Genomic DNA, 18,234 nt, shown 5'->3' on the forward strand with positions numbered 1-18,234 from the left:
GGATCCAGGCTGCCGATGCTACTGGGCCGCCGACGCTGGGCAAAGCGCCATGTAACCTTTGCTCACGAAACTGTGAGGCGATGCCACACAAGCAGGCTCAGAGCCTGAATTGCCCAGCCATGCCCTGCAGTTCACGGCCCAGTTCAGCCAATTGCGTACTGGCATCGGCCGTCTCGTCCATGGCCAAGGCCGACTGGTCGGCGATGTCGCGAATCGAGGTGACGCTGCGGTTGATCTCCTCGGCCACGGCTGTCTGCTGTTCGGCTGCGGCGGCGATCTGCTGGTTCATCTCGAAGATCTGCGTCACGGCCTCTGAAATTGCCGCCAGCGCACTCTCGGTCTGATTGGCGTCGGTCACCGCATGAGTCACCAGGCTGGCGCTCTGCTGCATGTCCTGCACGGCGCGCTGCGTGCCTTCGCGTAGCGTGGCGATCAGCGTCTCGATCTCGGCGGTGGATTGCTGGGTGCGTCGCGCCAGGGCCCGAACTTCATCGGCGACCACCGCAAAGCCACGCCCCTGCTCCCCTGCCCGCGCCGCCTCGATGGCCGCATTGAGCGCCAGCAGGTTGGTCTGCTCGGCAACACTCTTGATCACATCGAGCACCGCATCGATGCGCTGTGCATCCTGACTCAGGCGGGCGATGCTCTGGGTCGTGGCGTCCATGGCACTGGCCAACTGGTCGACGCGCTGCAGCGTCTGCCCTACGACCTGGCTGCCGGTGCCGACACGCGCCTCGGCATTGCGCGTAGCCACCGCTGCCACCTCGGCGTTACGCGCCACCTCGTGCACGGTGGCTGCCATCTGGCTCATGGCGGTGGCCACCTGATCGGTTTCCGCCTTCTGCCCATTCACCCCTTGCCGCGTCTGCTCGGTAATGCCGGACAGCGCCTCGGCCGAAGCGGAAATGCGCTCGACCCCGCCCTGCAGGCGACCGACCATGTCACGCAGGTTGCTCGCCATGACCTGCATCGCCGCGAGCAGTTGACCCACCTCGTCGCTGCGCGATACCTCCAGTTGAACGCTCAGATCACCGGCGGCGATACGTTCGGCCTGGGTGATCACCTGCCGCAATGGCCGCACGATCAGCTTGCTGATCAGCAGTGCCGCACAAAGGCCGAGCAACAGCGCCAGTGCCGCCACCAGCAGAATCAGGCCACTGCTGGTGTTCTGCTCGCCATGCATGACCTCGCGCTGCACGTTCTGCGCACGTTCGAGCTGGCTGAGCATGGCCTCGGCATGCTCCACCATTTGTCGATAGACCTGCTTCTGCTGCTGCAGCAGGCCGGAATATTCCTTCAGGCGATCATTGAACGAGTCAACGTTGACCACCACTTCGCCGAGCACGGCTGCATAGCCTGGATCGTCCAGCGCATCGCGCAAGCTGGCGGCGAGCTTCTGCGCCTCGACAGCCTCGGCAATTGGCTCGTCAGCGACCTCAGTCCCCCGGCGACTGGCCTCCAGACGCTGGCGCGCCTGCCCCAGTGCCTGCAATAACAACTGATGGATCTTGCCGACCTGCACCGCCTGCTGCACCGAGACATCGCCCTGCTGGCCCTGGCTCGACTTGAGCAGGTCGACGCCGTCTTCGGTCAAACCTTCCTGCAGCAGATCCAGGCTGTTCGAGGCGCTGACCACCAGCCAATCGGCTGCATCCAGCGATAGCTGCATGCCGTCGGTCTGCTCCACGTAGTGCTTGAAGGCCTCGCGATACTGCGTCAGCAAGGGCTCGAGCTGAGCCAGGGCATCGGCACTGGCGGCATCCAGCTCGGAACGCAGCGCCTCACTGCTTTGCACGATAGCTTCGGCCTGCTGTTCGAGGTGCTCGGCATGCTTTTTGTCTCCACTGGCGGCAAAACCCTGCTCGGTGGCGCGCATACGCAGCACCTGATCGCTCAGGGCACTCATGCGCTCCAGGCGCTGTGCACCAGCGTTCACCTCGCGCAAGGCCAGAAGCCCGGTCAGTGCCACCAATGCAGTGAGCACCAGCACCAGCGCGAAACCCAACATGAGTTTGGTGACCGTGCTCAGACTGGCCACGCGACTGCTAAACGACCTTGCCATCGCCTTCCCCCCGGACTGCCAAACGCTGACCATAGGAGTCTAGACCTACTAGCGACAAGCCAGCAGATCAATGATTGGCATGATTAGCTAAATAGAGGTCGTTTTTCGATGGATCAGCCGTCAGGGCCGCTGCAGATGGAACAGTTCGCGGGTACGGCAGTAAGCGCTACCCCCGAGGCGTCCGACCAGATCGAGCTTGAGCGGATCGAGCCGGCCCTGTTCGTTGAGCACGGCGTCGTCGATATGCGCCAGCAGCACTTCGGCGAAGATCAGGTGACAGGTGGGACGCTCGGCCGGGTATGGCTGGATCTGCGCCACCCGGCACTCGAAGGCAACGGGCGCGCCCACTACCCTCGGCACCTGCACGCGCTCGCACGGCAGGCTGGCGATCGCACAATGAGCGAACTCGCTGACCTCGGGCGGCAGTACGGCAGCGCTGGCATTCATCGCCTCGGCCTGGGCATGACTGACCAGCTGCACCACCAGCTCGCCGCTGGCCTGGGCATTGCGCAGGCTGTCCTTGAGGCTGCCATCGTCACGGGTGTTGACGTTGATCAGCAGGGTCGGCGGGTTATCGCTGATGACCTGGAAGAAACTGAACGGTGCCAGATTGGCCACGCCCTCGGGCGAGCGCGTCGAGACCCAAGCGATTGGCCTCGGCGTGACGCTGGAAGCCAGCCAGCGATAGGCTTCCAGCGGGGTCAGCGTGTTGAAATCGAGCCTCATCAACGCCCCGCTCGCGATTCGCGGATATAGAAACGCGCACGCTCGGCCTTGCTGGTGCAACCTTCGTAGGCTTCGAACTGCTGCTGCGTCTTGGCGGCGGTCAGCAGCGACAGGGCCTTGGAGTAGCTCACCGTACCGGCGAAGCCTTCGGCTTCGGCGATGCTCAGCTCCTTCCAGGCTGCATCGAGCTGGTTGGCACAGGTATCACGGTAAACGGTCTTGCCGGCACAGCCGGTCAGTACGACCGCCAACAGCGACAAACAGATCCAGTGTTTCATCGACCACACTCCTCGAACGGACATGACTACGGATTTGGACCACTCTATGACGCTACGCACCGGCGAAAGTGCCCGGCTCACCTGCCGTTTCGCTCACGCAGGTATTGCACCACAGCCTGCTGCTCGCCGGCGAACTCGATGCGCCCCGCCTTGCTCTCACGCTGGAACACGTACATAGGATCGTAGTACTCAACTAGCAAAGCTTCGATCCAACCGCGATGAGTATCGACCTGACCATCGCACGCCTGCTCCGCCAGCGCCTGATCCATGATCGCGGCGAGGCGCTGATAACGCTCACCGCCCAGCCGCCGGGTGATATTGGCCAGGCTTTCGCGCAACCGCGCGGCGAAGGTCGCGAACCCCGCTTCGGCGCCCTCCAGCGCGACGAACTCGGCGCACAAATCGACCACATAGGCCTGCAGGATGCGCGTAACGCGGTTCTCCACGCTGTCTTCCAGCCACACCAGCGGGTAGTGCTGCATCCCCTGATACAGCGGCAAGGGCAACGAGCAACGCCCAATCAAGCGGGCTTCGTCTTCCAGCACGAACTGCTGCTGGCCTGAAGCGCGGCGCTTGAGCAGGTCGATAGCCAGGGCATTCTCGAAGTCGATCTGCGCCGGCTGGGCGCTGGCGCGTTTGCCGAAGCTGGAGCCGCGATGGTTGGCATGCCCTTCCAGATCCAGGGCATTGTCGAGCTGGCTGATCACCTCGGTCTTGCCGGTGCCGGTCATGCCACCCACCAACACGAAGGCGCATTCCTGCACCGCCTGCTCGGTGGTGGCGAGCAGGAAGTTACGCATGGCCTTGTAGCCACCCACCACACGCGGATAGTCGATGCCGGCCTCGCTCTTGAGCCACTGCTGGACGATCTGCGAGCGCAAGCCGCCACGGAAGCAGTACAAATAGCCATCAGGGTGTGCCTTGGCGAAGCTGGCCCAGGCCTCGATGCGCTCGGCCTTGCTACGGCCACTGACCAGTTGATGGCCAAGCTCGATGGCCGCCTGTTGGCCCTGCTGTTTGTAACAGGTACCGACCTTCTGCCGCTCGATATCGGTCATCAGTGGCAGGTTGAGCACGCCCGGAAAGGCGCCTTTGATGAATTCGATCGGCGCACGGGTATCCATCATCGGCCGGTCGTGCAGGAACAGGTCGCGGTAGTCGGTGCAGTTGTCGCGCATCACTGCACCTCGACCGCGTAACGCTGTCGCTCGACCAGCTCGCCGATGGGCGACAAATCCAGCCCCAGTTCACGAGCCACCGCCAGGAACTCGGCCTCGCCGTCGGGCGTGACCGCGATCAGCAAGCCGCCACTGGTCTGCGGATCGCACAGCAGCAGCTTGGCCAGCTCGGGCAGCGGCGCGATGCGCTCGCCATAGCTGTCGAAGTTGCGCAGCGTGCCGCCCGGCACGCAACCCTGCTCCAGATAGTATTCAACGCTGGCCAGGCGCGGCACGCGGGCGAACTCGATGCGTGCGCTGAGGCCACTGCCATCGGCCATCTCGACCAGATGGCCAAGCAGGCCGAAGCCGGTGACATCGGTCATTGCGCGCACCCCTTCGAGCTTGCCGAAGCGGCTGCCGGGCTTGTTCAGGGTGCACATCCAGTCACGTGCCAGGCCGATATCCTCGGCGCGCAGCTTGGCCTTCTTCTCGGCGGTGGTGAGGATGCCGATGCCCAGCGGCTTGGTCAGGTACAGCTTGCAGCCCACCGTGGCCGTGTCGTTGCGTTTCATGTGGCGTTTTTCCACCAGACCAGTCACGGCCAGGCCGAAGATAGGCTCGGGGGCGTCGATGGAATGACCACCAGCCAGCGGTATACCGGCCTCGTCGCACACCGAGCGGCCACCACGGATCACGTCGCGCGCCACTTCCGGGGCCAGCACGTTGACCGGCCAGCCGAGAATGGCAATGGCCATCAGCGGATCACCGCCCATGGCGTAGATATCGCTGATGGCGTTGGTCGCGGCGATACGCCCAAAATCGAAAGGGTCATCGACGATCGGCATGAAGAAATCGGTGGTCGAAACCACGCCGCGTTCGCCGTCGATGGCATAGACAGCGGCGTCGTCACGCGAGGCGTTGCCGACCCACAGACGCGGGTCGAGGTTCTGCGCGCCGCTGCCCGCGAGGATCACTTCCAGCACCTTGGGCGAAATCTTGCAGCCACAGCCGGCGCCGTGGCTGTACTGGGTCAAACGAATCGGCTCGCTCATGGGCTTGCTCCGGCTGGGACGATTGGCCGCGGATTCTAGCAAAAGCCGCCTTGGCGCATCGCATCACGACAGGTAAGGTCTGCGCAGAATCTGGGGGAATAATGGATATGAGCAAGAAAGTGGCATTGGTGCTGGGCTCCGGTGGCGCCCGCGGCTACGCCCATATCGGCGTGATCGAGGAATTGCAGGCGCGCGGCTACGAGATCGGCTGCATTGCCGGCTGCTCGATGGGCGCGGTGGTGGGCGGAATTTTCGCCGCCGGCAAGCTCGACGAGTACCGCGAATGGACGGAAAGCCTGGATTATCTGGACGTGCTGCGCCTGCTCGACGTCAGCTTCCGCCTTGGCGCCATCCGCGGTGAGCGGGTATTCGGGCGCATTCACGAGATCGTCGGCGACATCGACATCGAGCAGTTGCCCATCCCCTTCACGGCGGTGGCCACCGACCTCACCAACCAGCAGGAAATCTGGTTCCAGGAGGGATGCCTGCACCAGGCCATGCGTGCCTCAGCGGCGATCCCCAGCCTGTTCACGCCGGTCATCCAGGGCAAGCGCATGCTGGTCGATGGCGGCCTGCTCAATCCGCTGCCGATCGTGCCGGTGGTCTCCAGTCACTGCGACCTGATCGTCGCGGTGAACCTCAACGCCACCAATCAGAACCATTACCAGTTGCCGGTCATCGAGCGACCGGCAGCGCTGAAGGGCCGCATCGATCAGTTGATGAGCAGCCTGGGCTCGCGCCTACCGAGCTTTCGCCGCAAGAGCGAGGATGACGCCCTGCTGCTGGCCGACGAGCAGCAGCGCGCCGACGCCATCAGCCCGGCAGCCTCTCCCAGCAGCAAGGGCGAGGCGGTGCCCAAATCCGCCAGCGGCTCGCATGTAGCCGAGTTCAGTGGGCCCGCCTCTCTGCTGGAACTGGTCAACCAGAGCTTCGAAGTCATGCAGACGTCGCTGGCCCAATACAAGATCGCTGGCTACCCGCCGGACATTCTGATCAATGTCCCCAAGCGCGTCTGCCGCTTCTTCGAGTTCTACAAGGCGCCGGAGCTGATCATGCTGGGCCGACAGATCGCCCGTGACACCCTGGACAAGTACGAGCACGAACGCCGCTAGATCGCTCCCGTAGGGCGGGGTAAACCCCGCCGGACAATGGCTGAATCAGCCGCGCGACTCCTCGCCAGGCAGCGGCTTGTCGAGCACCGCTTCGGCAGGCGGCGCCCTGTCCGCCACCCAATCGGTGAGCAGACTGTAGGCCACGGCCAGCAGCGTTGGCCCAAGGAACAGGCCCATGAAGCCGAACGCCAGGATGCCGCCAAACACTCCAAGCAACACCACCACCAGCGGCAGGTTGCCGCCACGGCTGATCAGGTAGGGCTTGAGGATGTTGTCCACCCCGCTGATGACGAAGAAGCCCCAGATGCCGAGGAAGATCGCCATGCCGATCTCACCCTGCCACACCAGCCAGGCCACGGCAGGCCCCCAGATCAGCGGCGGAATCATGATCAGGCTGAAGCCAAAGGTCAGCAGGCCCAGCACCAGGGCCCCGGGCACACCGGCAATGAGGAAACCGACATAGGCCAGCAGCGCCTGAGCCGCCGCGGTACCGATCACCCCATTGACCACGCGCTGCACCGTACCGGCAACCAGTTCCAGATAGTGATCGGCGCGACCGCCGATCAAGCGTTCCAGCAAGCTGTGCACGAACACCGCCAGGCGCGGGCCGTCGCGGTAGAAGAAGAACACCAGCACCAGGCTCAGGGCCAGCTCGACCATGCCGCCACCGATCCTGGCACTGCGCGCCAGCAGCCAGTTGCCCACCTGCCCCAGATAAGGCCGCAGCGTATCGAGGAAGGCCGCACCTTGTTGATCGATGGTGCGCCACAGCTCAATCAGGCGATCCCCCACCAACGGCAAACCGGCGAGCCAGGTCGGGGGCGGCGGCAGGCCATCGACCTGAAGATCCTTGACCAGCGCATTGGCATCCTTGATGTGATCGGCCAGATTGAAGCCGAGCCAGACCAGGGGCACAGCTACCAGCACCACCCAGCAGGCAGTCAGAATGCCGGCCGCCAGCGACAGGCGCCCACCGAGGCGCAGGCTCAGCCAGCGCATCAGCGGCCAACTGGCAAACGCCAGCAACGCGGCCCAGAACAGTGCCGACCAGAACGGTGCCAACACCCACAAACTGGCGGCCAGCAGCCCCAGCAACAGAATCTGTACCAGCAGCCGATCATTGGTGGCCATGGCTGCGCAACTCCTCGTTAACGACAGAGCGCCCGAGATGGGCGCTCTGGACAATGCTTGTAGCGAAGTTGTCGACCTCAGCGCAACAACCGGATCAGCAACACACCCTCACCGGCGTCACCCAGCTCCAAACGGGCTTCCCGCACCCGCTGAGCGATCAACGCCTCGCGCCAGGCCTCGGCGCGCGCCCCTGACAGGCTGACCCGCAGTGTGCTGTCGAGATTGAGCGTGCGCCCCAGCAACTCACTCCACTCGGCGTTCGGCTCGGCATCGGCCGACAGCTGCAGCTGGCCGTCCGCGCGCAATTGGCGCAGCAAGGTGGAAGGCGTCGGCAGAACCTGTCCGAGCGGCGTGCTGGCATCGAGCTGCTCGGCATGCAGGTACGCCCGGCGATTGCCGCGAGTGATGCTGTACAGCGCCACCAGAGTATCGTGTTGTGGCTCGGCCAGACGCAGCAAGGCGTAAGCCTGCTGATTGTCCGAGCCGTAAAGCGTGGCATTGCCGAACACCGAATTGGCCCACAGGCTGCTCGCGCCACAATCGCGTCCCTGGCACCAGTACAACAGCTCGGCTCCCGCGGCATGCAAAGTCTGGCGGGCCTGGGTGAACACCTGGTCGGCGCTGTGGGTAGCCGGCAGCTCGTAGGTCACGGCCTGGAAGCGCCCTTCCGCCAGCACCTCACGCTCATAACGCAAGCGCCCGCTGATGCGGCGAATGGCGCCCTGCGGGTAAATGCGCTCGACATCGGGAGCTTCCTGAAAAGCGACGATATTGCTCGCCGGGAAGCGCGGCAGAATCTCCAGATCGTGACTCCCCGGCAGATCGGCGGCGAATGCACCACTCGTCAGCGCAACGGCAATCACACACCCGCCCAGACACCCCCTCATCGGGCTGACATCGGCAGGCAATGGAGCGAGGAGCTCGAGGCGCGACGAGCGCAAGAGATAGCGCGGGGGAACGGGGCGATCATGCAATCCTCCATGGCAGACCGCCACACCTTTCCCCAGGGGCGCTGGCAAGTCAAGGCGAGCCCAGGAATGGATTGAAACAATCCGCTACACGCTGCGCGCCCGCCTCGTCATCCAGGTGCAGATGGTGCCCGCCCGGCAGGCGATGAATCGCGAACGGCAAGCTCTCCAGCAATGGCGTGAGCCCCGGCTGCGCCTGCAACATGCCCTGCTCAGCTAGCACCAGACTGACTGGGCACTCTAATGCCTGCACAAAGGCCAGTGCCTGGGCCTTGCTCAAGCGCAGCGGCGACGGCAAGGTCAGGCGCGCATCGGTGCGCCAGGTATAACCGCCCGGCACCGGCATCAACCCGCGCGCGGCCAGTAACTGCGCCGCTTCATGGCTGACCGCGCCGACGCCCTTCATGCGCGCCTTCACCGCGCGCTCCATTTCGCTGTAGACCGGCTTGCGCTTGGCCGCGAGCGCCAGCTTGGCCCGCAGCGCCTCACCCAGCTTGGCCGGCGCCTGGTCTGCTTCGCTGGTGTAGGGCATGAGCCCATCGATCAGCGCCAGTCGTTCGACCCGCTCGGGCATCGCGCCGGCCAGCAGCACAGCGGTAATCGCGCCCATGGAGTGACCAAGCAGGGAGAAGCGCTGCCAGCCGAACTGCTCGGCGACGGTCAGCACGTCATGGGCATAGGCCCATAGGGCATAGTCCGAGCCCGGCGCGCGATGATCGGAATGGCCATGCCCGGCGAAATCTAGGGCAACGATACGCACCCCGCGCAGCAGGGGCGCCAGTCGCGCAAAGCTCGCGGCGTTGTCCAGCCAGCCATGCAGGGCGATCACCGGCCTGCCATCCTCGGGGCCGTAGAGATGAGCGGCCAACTCGATATGCGGCAAACTCAGCCGTACTTCTTCCACTTGAGCGGTCATGCCGAAACCTCCCGCGCCGCGTCCCAGCGCCCGAATAGCTGTCGCAGCAGCGCTGCAGTGTCCTGCGGCCGCTCCAGCGGGAACATGTGCCCGCCTGGCAACTGGTGATATTCCGCCCGCGGCATGTAGCGCAGCGAGCGTGCATGATGCGGCAGCACCACCCGGCTATGGCGCCCACGCACCATGGCCAACGGCACGGCCAGCTGCCGCGGCTTGCCCGGGGCGACATGGGGCACACTGCGGTAAATGCTGATTTCGGTTGCGGCATCGAAACGCAGGCGCAGGCCCCGCTCCGCCGGTTTGAGACCATGCTGCACATAGGCGTCCAGGCAGTCGGGATCGAAACGGCGAAACAGCGCTTTGCCGGCAAAATAATCTCGCGCCTCGGCCAGATCGGCGAAGGCCTCGCGCCGCCCAAGGGTGCGTCCTGCTGGCGTGATACGGTCGATGAAGCCGAAGCGCTTGGCGGCGCGAATGACCATACGATCAGCCAGGGTCAGCACGGGCGAGTCGAGCATCACCACGCCCCGATACAGCTCGGGGCAGCGCAGTGCGGCGTGATAATGCAACACCCCACCCAGCGAGTGGCCAACACCCCACACCGGCTCACCGCCAAGACACAGATGGTGCAACAACTCCTCGACCAGATTGCCCCAGTTGTCATCCACCGGGAACGCCGGGTCGTGCCCATGCTGATCGAGGTGCAAGACCCGATAATCCGGCGCCAGCGCGGCGAACAGCTTGCCGTAGGTGGCCGAGGGGAAGCCGTTGGCATGGGCGAAAAAGATCGGCTGCGACATGCGCGATTCCTACTGAAAGACACCCGCCGATTCTCCAGCAGCCTCGCCACAGCGGCAATGACCGTAACCGCCATCGATAATGGCGCAATGGCCAGGTCTATAGCAGCAGCCGACCGAAGATACTCGCGGCCACCAGGAGGAATACCAATCCGCAGATGACATCGACGACAGGCGCCACCTGCAGCAAGCGTTGACGCATCAGCGGGCGGCTCAGGGTCATGCCGAGCAGGCTGAACCAGAACAGGCTGAGACTGAACAGTAGCGCGGCACAGGCAAACTTGCCCGGCAGTGACATGTCAGCCGGCACCAGGCTGGTCAGCAGTGCCAGGAAGAACACCAGCGCCTTGGGATTGCCCAGGTTGGTCAATACACCGCGCAGCCAGGGGCCGAATGCCGAAGACGCCAGTTCGCTATCCAGGCGCAGGCTCCCTGCCCCGCCCTGCCACCAGGCGCGTACCGCGCCGATACCCAGCCAGCCCAGATACAGGGCACCGGCAACCTGCAGCAGATCGAACAGCCATTCGGTGCGACTGAGCAACAAGGCCACGCCGCTCAAGACAAGCGTGCCGTGCAGGAGAATCCCGCAGGCCAGGCCCAGGGCGCTGAGCAACCCAGCGCGACGTCCCTGGTGCAGGGCGGTGCGTACAACCAGGGCCACATCCGGGCCAGGGCTGATTAGGGCGACCGCGAAGACGGCAGCGAGCGACAGCAAGACGGATGTCTCCTGCATGGTTGTTCTCCAGGTGAAGGAAGGGGGTGAGACTTTTCGGGTATCAGCCCTGGCGCAGGCGCGCCGGCGGCAGCCCGTAGGTACGGCGGAACAGCCGCGAGAAGTGAGCCTGATCGTAGAAGCCCAGGCGCAAGGCGATCTCGCTCAGGGGCTTACCCGCCAGCACCAGGGGCAAGGCGCGTTGCAGACGCAATTGGGTCAACCACTGGTGCGGTGGCAAACCGGTGTGCTGGCGAAAGCGGCGCAGCGCCTGCCAGGGGCTCATCGCACAGAATGCGGCGAGTTCTTCCAGCGAGGGCGGATCGTCCAGGCGCGTCTCCAACCACTCACGCAGACGCTGCCAGGTCGGGTTGTCGAAGGCACGCTGCGGATCCTGGATGCGCAACGTCGAACCCATCTCCAGCAACTGCGCCAGGGCTTGCCACAATGCACTCTCCTGCGCCAGCGCCGAGCCTTCGAACATGGCCGCATGGAAATGCTGCAACCGCTGCTGCAGGATCGGATGGCGCAGGCTGGTGGTGGTCAGCCGGGGAGCGCCCTGGCGCCCCTCGCTGAGGGTGCGACTGGCCTGCTCGAGCCAGTGCGGATCGAATGCCATGACCCGGATGCGATAGCCCGAGCCATCCAGACAGGCGCCGTCATGAATGCCCTCTGGCGCCATCAGCAACACGTCCCCTGCCCCGACGTGACGGCGTTCGCCGCCATAGACGTAGCGATGCTGCCCCTGAACCAGCATGCCCACGTGGTATTCCAGGTGGAAATGACGGGGAAAGGCGAAGCGGTGGTACGCGGCGTCGATCAAGCGAACGCCGGGCAAACTGCTCTGGATGTGAGTGATCTGTTCCATGGCGCCTAATCTACCGGCAAGCCACGGGCAAATCTTGGATGAAATTGCAGGACGTAACGCCTCAACCGCGTGGCGGCTGCTCACTGAGCGGCACGATGGCCATGGTCAGACGGGAAATACAGCTGGGCTTGCCGTCGTCTCCGGTCAGGCGAATGTCCCAGACATGCGTGCTGCGCCCCAGGTGGACTGGGCGCGCGACCGCATGTACGCGCCCGCTGCGCAGTCCGCGCAGGTGGTTGGCATTGACTTCCAGTCCCACGCAGTAGAAACGGCTGGTATCGATGCACAGGTAGCTGGCGGTGGAACCCAGGGTTTCGGCGAGCACCACCGAGGCGCCCCCATGCAGCAAACCATAGGGCTGATGAGTGCGCGCATCGACCGCCATGCTGGCACTGATCGAATCATCGTCGAAGGACTCGAAGCGAATATCGAGTACCTCGCCAATGGTGCTCTTCAGCGTCGCGTTGAGCGCCTCGATATCGGGCAGGCGTTTCCAGAGTGTCATCCAGTCGTCCTCGTATGGGATGCGAGCCGGCATGTGCCGGCCCGTGGCTGATGGTCAATCGTGCCAGAGCACCACTTCGCTACGCTGCTGCCATTCGCCGAAACGCTCGCCGTAGGTGTTCTCGATGACCGCACGCTTGATCTTCAGGGTCGGCGTGAGGAATCCGTTTTCCACCCCCCAGACCTCGCTGACCAGTACCAGCCCCTGCAAGCGCTCGTGCTGGTCGAGACGCCCGTTGACCTCTTCGACCAGGCTACGCAGGCTGCTCTCCAGATCGCCACGGCCGTCATTGGCAGCCTCCTGCCGTCCGACATCCGACAGCACGCAAAGCGCGATGGGCTGTGGCAAGCCATCACCGACCACGCACACCTGCTCGATGCGCGGATGCTCGCCGAGACGAATCTCGATGGGCGCAGGCGCCACGTACTTGCCCTTGCTGGTCTTGAAGATCTCCTTGAGCCGGCCGGTCAGGCGCAGATTGCCGTCGGCATCCTGCTCGCCCTTGTCGCCGGTACGCAGAAAACCATCCTCGGTGAGCGTTTCTGCGGTTTTCATCGGATCCTTGTAGTAGCCCTGCATGGTCGCGCCACTGCGCACCTGCACCTCGCCATCCTCGGCGATGCGCACCTCCACGCCCGGATTGTTCTGGCCGATCCAGCCCAGTTTGAAGCGCCCCGGGCGGCAGACATGGGAATAGCCACAGTTTTCAGTCATGCCGTAGACCTCCTGGATATCCATGCCCAGGCGGCGATACCAGTTGAGCAGTGCCTCGGGCACCGGCGCCGCGCCAGACAGCGCGTAGCGGATGGCATCGAGGCCCAGCCCGGCAAGCACCTTGCGCCCGATGATGCGGCCGATGATCGGCAGCCTGAGCAGGCGGTCGAGCTTCTGCGCCGGCATCTTGCTGTACACGCCCATCTGAAACTTCGTCCAGATCCGTGGCACGCCGAACATCACCGTCGGGCGTGCACGCTTGAGATCCTGGAGGAAGGTGTCCAGGCTTTCGGCGAAGAACACCGTCTGCCCCGCATAGAGCGACGCCAGCTCGACGAACATGCGTTCGGCCACGTGGCACAGCGGCAGGTAGGAAATCACCCGGTCGCTTTCGTTCACCCCAAACAATTTGGTTGCATTGCTGGCGGCGAAGCCGAAGTTGGCAAAGCTGTGCATCACACCCTTGGGCGTACCGGTGGTACCCGAGGTGTAGATGATGGTGGCCAGTTGGCTGGGCGCCGGTTTCGGGTCGTCCTGAATCGGCGAGCTGCGCTGCAGGTCGTCCCAGCTGTAGTCGAAATTCCCCACGGGATGCAATGGCAGGCTGATGGTCGCCAGACCTTCCGGCACCCCGGGCGCCATCGCTGGCCAGTCATCGAGCTTGCCGATGAACGCCAGCGCCGCTTCCGAATGTTCGAGCACCTGGCGCACGGAATCGGCGGTGAGATTGGGATAAAGCGGAACGGAGACATGCCCGGCCATCCAGATCGCCAGATCGGCGATGATCCAGTGGGCGCAGTTCTTGGAAACGATGGCGATTCGGCTGCTCGGCGGCAGTTCACGACTGCGCAACCAGTGTGCGGCGCGGCGTGCCTGCTCGCCGACCTCCGCCCAGCTCAGTTCCAGCAGTTGGCCACCCGACAAGGGCTGAACCATGTAACGGTTGTTCGGGTGTCTTGCTTCACGCTCGTAGAACAGCTCAAGCGGCAAACGGATCGCTTCTGCCACAGGCCTTCCTCCTTTGTTGTTTTTGTAAGGATCAACCAAGCACTTGCTTGGTTGACTATTCCACGCAGACAAAGGAGGCGCAAGTTAAGAAATGTATCGATGCCAATAAACGTGTCGAAGCTCAGTGGGGATGCAGCAACGCCAACAGCTGCAGGGAGCCCGCCGCGACCAGCTCGCCCTGCAGTTGCGCCAGGCTGGCCGTATGCATGGGCAAAGGTTGCTGGCGATGCCCGTGTACCAGCCAACCACCCAGCTCACCGATCAGCGGCTGATGGCTGACCAGCAACACATCCTGCCCTTCATAGGCATCGAGCTGACGAACCACCTCACGCACATCGCCACTGGGCGTCAACCAGGGCGCAGTGATGATCGCCCGCTGGAAACCAAGCTGCTGGCGCACCAGCTGGGCCGTCTGCTGGGCACGCACATAGGGGCTGGCGATGATCGCCGCGAGCGCTTGCCCGGCCAGATGGGCGGCGCTTTGCAGCACTTCCTGACGCCCGAAATCGGTCAGCTCGCGCTGAGCATCGCTGGCAGCATGCGCCTCGGCTTGGCCGTGGCGCAGCAGCCAGAGCGTCACAGCTTCGGCTCCTCGTCGCGAACCGGATGGGGTGCGGGCGGTATGCTGTGCGCAACTTCGCCTTCGGGCGCACGCGGCGCCGGCCAATCGGCGAACGGCCAGGGTTTCTCATCGGTATTGAAGGTGCCGAAACGACCGATCTGCGCCAGGTACTGGCTCAGGCTATCGCCAAACCCCATCAGCCCGGCGTTCGGCGCGCCGTAGAACAGACGATACCCCAGTTGCAGCAGCACCACGGCGCCGAGCACCAGTTCGGCCAGTTGCCAGACGATGACGAAAATCACCATCCACAGCATGCGCAGCAGGATCGACTCGCGCTCCAGATCCCGTTTTTCGTCGTTCATATCGTGCTCTCCTTAGAAACCCGCGGTAGGGATGAAATCGACATCGGTTTTCGGCTCGCCCGTCATCAGCAACTCGATCACCTGAGCCAGGGTGCGCCCTTCGAAAAGAATGGCGTGCAGGCCGGCGACCAGCGGCATGTAGACCTCGAGTTCTTCCGCGCGCGCCTTGAGCACACGCAGGGTATTGACCCCCTCGGCGACCTCGCCCAGACGCTCGACCGCCTCTTCGAGGCTGAGCCCCTCGCCCAGGGCGAAGCCCACCTGATAGTTGCGGCTCTTGGGTGACGAACAGGTGACGATCAGATCGCCGACCCCGGCCAGGCCCAGGAAAGTCATGGGGTTGGCGCCGAGTTTGACCGCGAAGCGCGTCATCTCTGCCAGTGCCCGGGTGATCAGCATGCTCTTGGTGTTTTCGCCCATGCCCAATGCGGCCGCCATCCCCGACATGATGGCGTAGACGTTCTTCAGCGCGCCGCCCAGCTCCACACCGAAGCGATCAGCACTGGCATAAACACGGAAGGTACGGCCATGCAGGGCTTCCTGCACGCGCAGGCAAAGCGCTTCGTCTTCACTGGCGATGACCGTGGCGGTGAGCGCGTGATCGGCCACTTCCTTGGCCAGGTTCGGCCCGGAGAGCACACCGATGCGGGCGCCCGGCGCGATTTCCTCGAGAATCTGACTCATCAGCTTGAAGGTCTTGGCCTCAATGCCCTTGGTCGTACTGATCAGCATCTTGCCGGCCAGACGTTCAGCCACCGGCTGCAGTGCAGCGCGCAACGCGCTGGAAGGCAACGCGACCAGCACCAGTTCGGCCTGCTCCAGCGCCATTGGCAGGTCGCTGGTCGGCTCGATGCCTGGGTGCAACTTCACGCCCTTGAGGTAACGCGGATTCTCGCCATTGATGCGCATCTGCTCGGCCTGCTCGGGGTCGCGCATCCATTGCAGAACACGTTGGCCATTCTCTGCCAGCAGGTTGGCCAGGGCGGTACCGAAGCTGCCGCCACCCAATACGGCGATAGGGAGTGATTCAGTCATAAAACTTCCGAATGGGGCCAGTCTGGCTGGCGTTCTGCAGGCATTATACGGAGCCGAGAGTCACCAGCCAGGGCAAAAGTTCAGTGCATGGTCCGGGCAAACGGCCAGAAACGCGAAATAGCGCCGCTCATACGCAGAGGACGCTGGCAAAGCCATACGGGTCGGTTACCATGCCGGCTCGACGTTTTTCGCCAAGGACGGAACCGTGCCCACCGGTAGTGCCCAGCCCCCTCTCCTCGCGCTCGCCTCTTCGCGCCCCGCTCCTCGCGCCAGGAATACCCGCTCATGACTCAGCGTCGTGGCTGGAACATTCACACCCGCACTCAACTGATCAGCGTCGGCCCAGCCTTGCTGCTGACACTGCTGCTGACCGGTTTTCTGACCTTCACCCGCCTTCAGGATCTGCGCCAGGAGCTCAACCACACCGGGCAGTTGATCGCCAACCAACTGGCCCCCGCGACCGAACAGGCGGTGCTCAACGACAACCGCGAAGCACTCGACCGGCTGCTGCTGGCGACGCTGGATACGCCGGATGTGCGCTTCGCCGAAGTGCGTGACCGGGACGACGAGATCCTGGTTTACGTGGAGCGCCCCAAGGTGCAGGGCCAGGCCACGCCACACGTCGAGGTCTTCCAGGCGCCGATCCGCCTGCAGCGCCTGCAACCCGACGCACCGCGCGACAAGATGCTTGGCGACGGTTATCTGGGGCGTGTGGTGGTGGCGATGTCCAACGACACCTTCAACGCCCGCCAGCAGGAGATATTGCTCAAGGCGGGCGTGCTTTCGCTGTTCGCCCTGCTGCTCACCTTCCTGCTTGCCCGGCGTCTGGCCCGGCGCCTGGCCCAGCCCCTCAGCGCCATGGGCCAGGCGCTGGAGCGCATCCAGAACGGCGATTACAGCCAACCGCTGCGTGAGTCAGGCAATGACGAACTGACCGACCTCGCCCGCCATATCAATAACCTGGCCAGCGCTCTGGATCGCGGCGGCCGCGAACAGCAGCAGGCCATCACCGCGCTGATTCAGGCCCGTGAAGAGTCCGAGCATGCCAACCGCGCCAAGTCCGATTTTCTGGCGATGATGAGCCATGAGCTGCGCACGCCGATGAACGGCGTGCTGGGCATGCTGCAACTGCTGGAAACCACTCCGCTCAACGACGAACAGGCCGAGTACGCCGCGCTTGCAGCCGAATCCACCGAGCACCTGCTCAAGGTGATCAACGACATCCTCGATTTTTCTCGCATCGAGCGCGGCGCGCTGGAGCTGGAGAGCATCCCGTTCAACCTGCTGGAGCTCATGCAGGGGTCGGTTCAGGTCTTCCAGCACAGCGCCCAGCAACGCGGCCTGACGCTTTCGCAGGAGCATCAGCCGGGCCTGGAACGCCTGGAGGTCAGCGGCGATCCGACGCGTATTCGGCAAATCCTGGTCAACCTGATCGGCAACGCACTGAAGTTTACCGAGGAAGGCGGAATCTCGGTGGAAAGCCACTGGCAGCCGCTGGACGATCAGGTGCTCTGGTTCACCTGCACCGTGCGCGACAGCGGCATCGGCATCGGTGCTGAGCACCTGGCGCGCATGTTCGACGCCTTTGCCCAGGCCGACAACTCGATCTCCCGCCGCTACGGCGGTACCGGCCTGGGCCTGCCGATCGCCCGCACCCTCGCCGAGCGCATGGGCGGCACCCTCAGTGCGCAGAGCGAAGTCGGCAGTGGCTCGGTGTTCACCCTGGAAATCCCCCTGCCATTTCGCACGGAGATGGAACGCCAGCCGAACGCCGAAGGTCAGAACCTGACAAGTGGCGACGGCCAGCACGTGCTGCTGGTGGAAGACAATCCGGTCAACCAGACGGTGATCGAAGCCATGCTGCGCAGCCTGGGGTATCAGGTCACGCTGGTGGGCGATGGCCAGCAGGCCGTGCAGCAGGTCGGGCAGTTCGACTATGCGGCGATCCTGATGGACTGCCGCTTGCCGCTGATGGACGGCTACGAGGCCACGCGGCGGATTCGCCAACTGCCACAAGGCACGCAACTGCCCATCATTGCCCTGACCGCCAACGCGCTGCAGGGAGATCGGGAGAGCTGTCTGGAAGCCGGGATGAACGATTACCTGGCCAAACCCTTCAAACGCACGGATCTGCAGCGTCTGCTACAGCGCTGGCTGGCCCCCCGACCATAGGCCAATTGGCACTCGCCGACACCTGTGCAAGGCTGTACGGTTACAACCTGTGGCGGCACATTTGTGACAAGCGAGAAACAGCGGAGTACAACTG

18 protein-coding genes are annotated in these 18,234 nt (G+C 64.0%); 2 read left to right on the forward strand and 16 right to left on the reverse strand.

Annotation, left to right across the window (positions count from 1 at the left end; all coding sequences use genetic code 11):
* Positions 1-97: 97 nt before the first annotated feature.
* The 5 genes from VC352_RS02090 to selD form a co-directional block, all read right to left on the reverse strand.
* Positions 98-2,062 carry a methyl-accepting chemotaxis protein gene (locus VC352_RS02090; RefSeq protein WP_322977916.1) on the reverse strand — a complete coding sequence of 655 codons (1,965 nt, stop codon included), beginning with the start codon at positions 2,060-2,062 and terminating at the stop codon, positions 98-100.
* Positions 2,063-2,182: 120 nt separating this feature from the next.
* A complete protein-coding gene (locus VC352_RS02095) occupies positions 2,183-2,788 on the reverse strand; it encodes a flavin reductase family protein (protein WP_322977917.1) in 606 nt (201 codons plus the stop codon).
* Positions 2,788-3,066, reverse strand: a complete 279-nt coding sequence (locus VC352_RS02100) for a hypothetical protein (protein ID WP_322977918.1) — start codon at positions 3,064-3,066, stop codon at positions 2,788-2,790. Before VC352_RS02100 ends, VC352_RS02095 begins: the two co-directional genes overlap by 1 nt.
* A 77-nt stretch (positions 3,067-3,143) precedes the next feature.
* Positions 3,144-4,244, reverse strand: a complete 1,101-nt coding sequence (gene mnmH / locus VC352_RS02105) for a tRNA 2-selenouridine(34) synthase MnmH (RefSeq protein WP_322977919.1) — start codon at positions 4,242-4,244, stop codon at positions 3,144-3,146.
* Positions 4,244-5,278 (reverse strand): selenide, water dikinase SelD, encoded by a 1,035-nt coding sequence (gene selD, locus VC352_RS02110; RefSeq protein ID WP_322977920.1) that lies wholly within the window; start codon positions 5,276-5,278, stop codon positions 4,244-4,246. The genes mnmH and selD overlap by 1 nt, the downstream gene beginning before the upstream one ends.
* A gap of 107 nt (positions 5,279-5,385) precedes the next feature.
* Here selD and VC352_RS02115 point away from each other — a divergent pair, with 107 nt between their 5' ends.
* Positions 5,386-6,390 carry a patatin-like phospholipase family protein gene (locus VC352_RS02115; RefSeq protein ID WP_322977921.1) on the forward strand — a complete coding sequence of 335 codons (1,005 nt, stop codon included), beginning with the start codon at positions 5,386-5,388 and terminating at the stop codon, positions 6,388-6,390.
* A 45-nt stretch (positions 6,391-6,435) separates the two neighbouring features.
* On the opposite strand, the gene VC352_RS02120 is transcribed toward VC352_RS02115, so the two are convergent.
* The 11 genes from VC352_RS02120 to VC352_RS02170 all read right to left on the reverse strand — a co-directional run bounded on the left by VC352_RS02120 (position 6,436) and on the right by VC352_RS02170 (position 15,968).
* Positions 6,436-7,521 (reverse strand): AI-2E family transporter, encoded by a 1,086-nt coding sequence (locus tag VC352_RS02120; protein ID WP_322977922.1) that lies wholly within the window; start codon positions 7,519-7,521, stop codon positions 6,436-6,438.
* 77 nt (positions 7,522-7,598) lie between these two features.
* Positions 7,599-8,408 carry a DUF4892 domain-containing protein gene (locus tag VC352_RS02125; protein WP_322977923.1) on the reverse strand — a complete coding sequence of 270 codons (810 nt, stop codon included), beginning with the start codon at positions 8,406-8,408 and terminating at the stop codon, positions 7,599-7,601.
* A 133-nt stretch (positions 8,409-8,541) separates the two neighbouring features.
* Positions 8,542-9,405 carry an alpha/beta hydrolase gene (locus VC352_RS02130; RefSeq protein ID WP_322977924.1) on the reverse strand — a complete coding sequence of 288 codons (864 nt, stop codon included), beginning with the start codon at positions 9,403-9,405 and terminating at the stop codon, positions 8,542-8,544.
* A complete protein-coding gene (locus VC352_RS02135; protein ID WP_322977925.1) occupies positions 9,402-10,205 on the reverse strand; it encodes an alpha/beta hydrolase in 804 nt (267 codons plus the stop codon). The genes VC352_RS02130 and VC352_RS02135 overlap by 4 nt, the downstream gene beginning before the upstream one ends.
* A 97-nt stretch (positions 10,206-10,302) precedes the next feature.
* On the reverse strand, positions 10,303-10,935 hold the full coding sequence (locus tag VC352_RS02140) for a LysE family translocator (protein ID WP_322977926.1): 633 nt from the start codon (positions 10,933-10,935) through the stop codon (positions 10,303-10,305).
* Positions 10,936-10,978: 43 nt separating this feature from the next.
* On the reverse strand, positions 10,979-11,782 hold the full coding sequence (locus tag VC352_RS02145; RefSeq protein WP_322977927.1) for an AraC family transcriptional regulator: 804 nt from the start codon (positions 11,780-11,782) through the stop codon (positions 10,979-10,981).
* Between the two features lie 61 nt (positions 11,783-11,843).
* Positions 11,844-12,287 (reverse strand): hotdog fold thioesterase, encoded by a 444-nt coding sequence (locus VC352_RS02150; RefSeq protein WP_322977928.1) that lies wholly within the window; start codon positions 12,285-12,287, stop codon positions 11,844-11,846.
* A gap of 54 nt (positions 12,288-12,341) precedes the next feature.
* The gene (locus VC352_RS02155) at positions 12,342-14,009 is read right to left on the reverse strand and encodes an AMP-binding protein (protein ID WP_322977929.1); all 1,668 of its coding nucleotides are present in this window, start codon (positions 14,007-14,009) and stop codon (positions 12,342-12,344) included.
* Between the two features lie 121 nt (positions 14,010-14,130).
* Positions 14,131-14,589, reverse strand: a complete 459-nt coding sequence (sixA, locus tag VC352_RS02160) for a phosphohistidine phosphatase SixA (RefSeq protein ID WP_322977930.1) — start codon at positions 14,587-14,589, stop codon at positions 14,131-14,133.
* Entirely contained in the window at positions 14,586-14,933 is a 348-nt protein-coding gene (locus VC352_RS02165; protein WP_322977931.1) for a DUF4389 domain-containing protein, read from the reverse strand. The genes sixA and VC352_RS02165 overlap by 4 nt, the downstream gene beginning before the upstream one ends.
* A gap of 12 nt (positions 14,934-14,945) precedes the next feature.
* Positions 14,946-15,968: an NAD(P)H-dependent glycerol-3-phosphate dehydrogenase gene (locus tag VC352_RS02170; RefSeq protein WP_322977932.1), complete on the reverse strand. Its 1,023-nt coding sequence runs from the start codon at positions 15,966-15,968 to the stop codon at positions 14,946-14,948.
* Between the two features lie 285 nt (positions 15,969-16,253).
* Between VC352_RS02170 and VC352_RS02175 the strand changes: the two genes are divergently transcribed.
* On the forward strand, positions 16,254-18,140 hold the full coding sequence (locus VC352_RS02175; protein ID WP_322977933.1) for a response regulator: 1,887 nt from the start codon (positions 16,254-16,256) through the stop codon (positions 18,138-18,140).
* Positions 18,141-18,234 lie beyond the last annotated feature (94 nt).

Origin of the sequence: Pseudomonas sp. C11, from assembly GCF_034683865.1 — a bacterium.
Taxonomy (GTDB): Bacteria; Pseudomonadota; Gammaproteobacteria; order Pseudomonadales; family Pseudomonadaceae; genus Aquipseudomonas.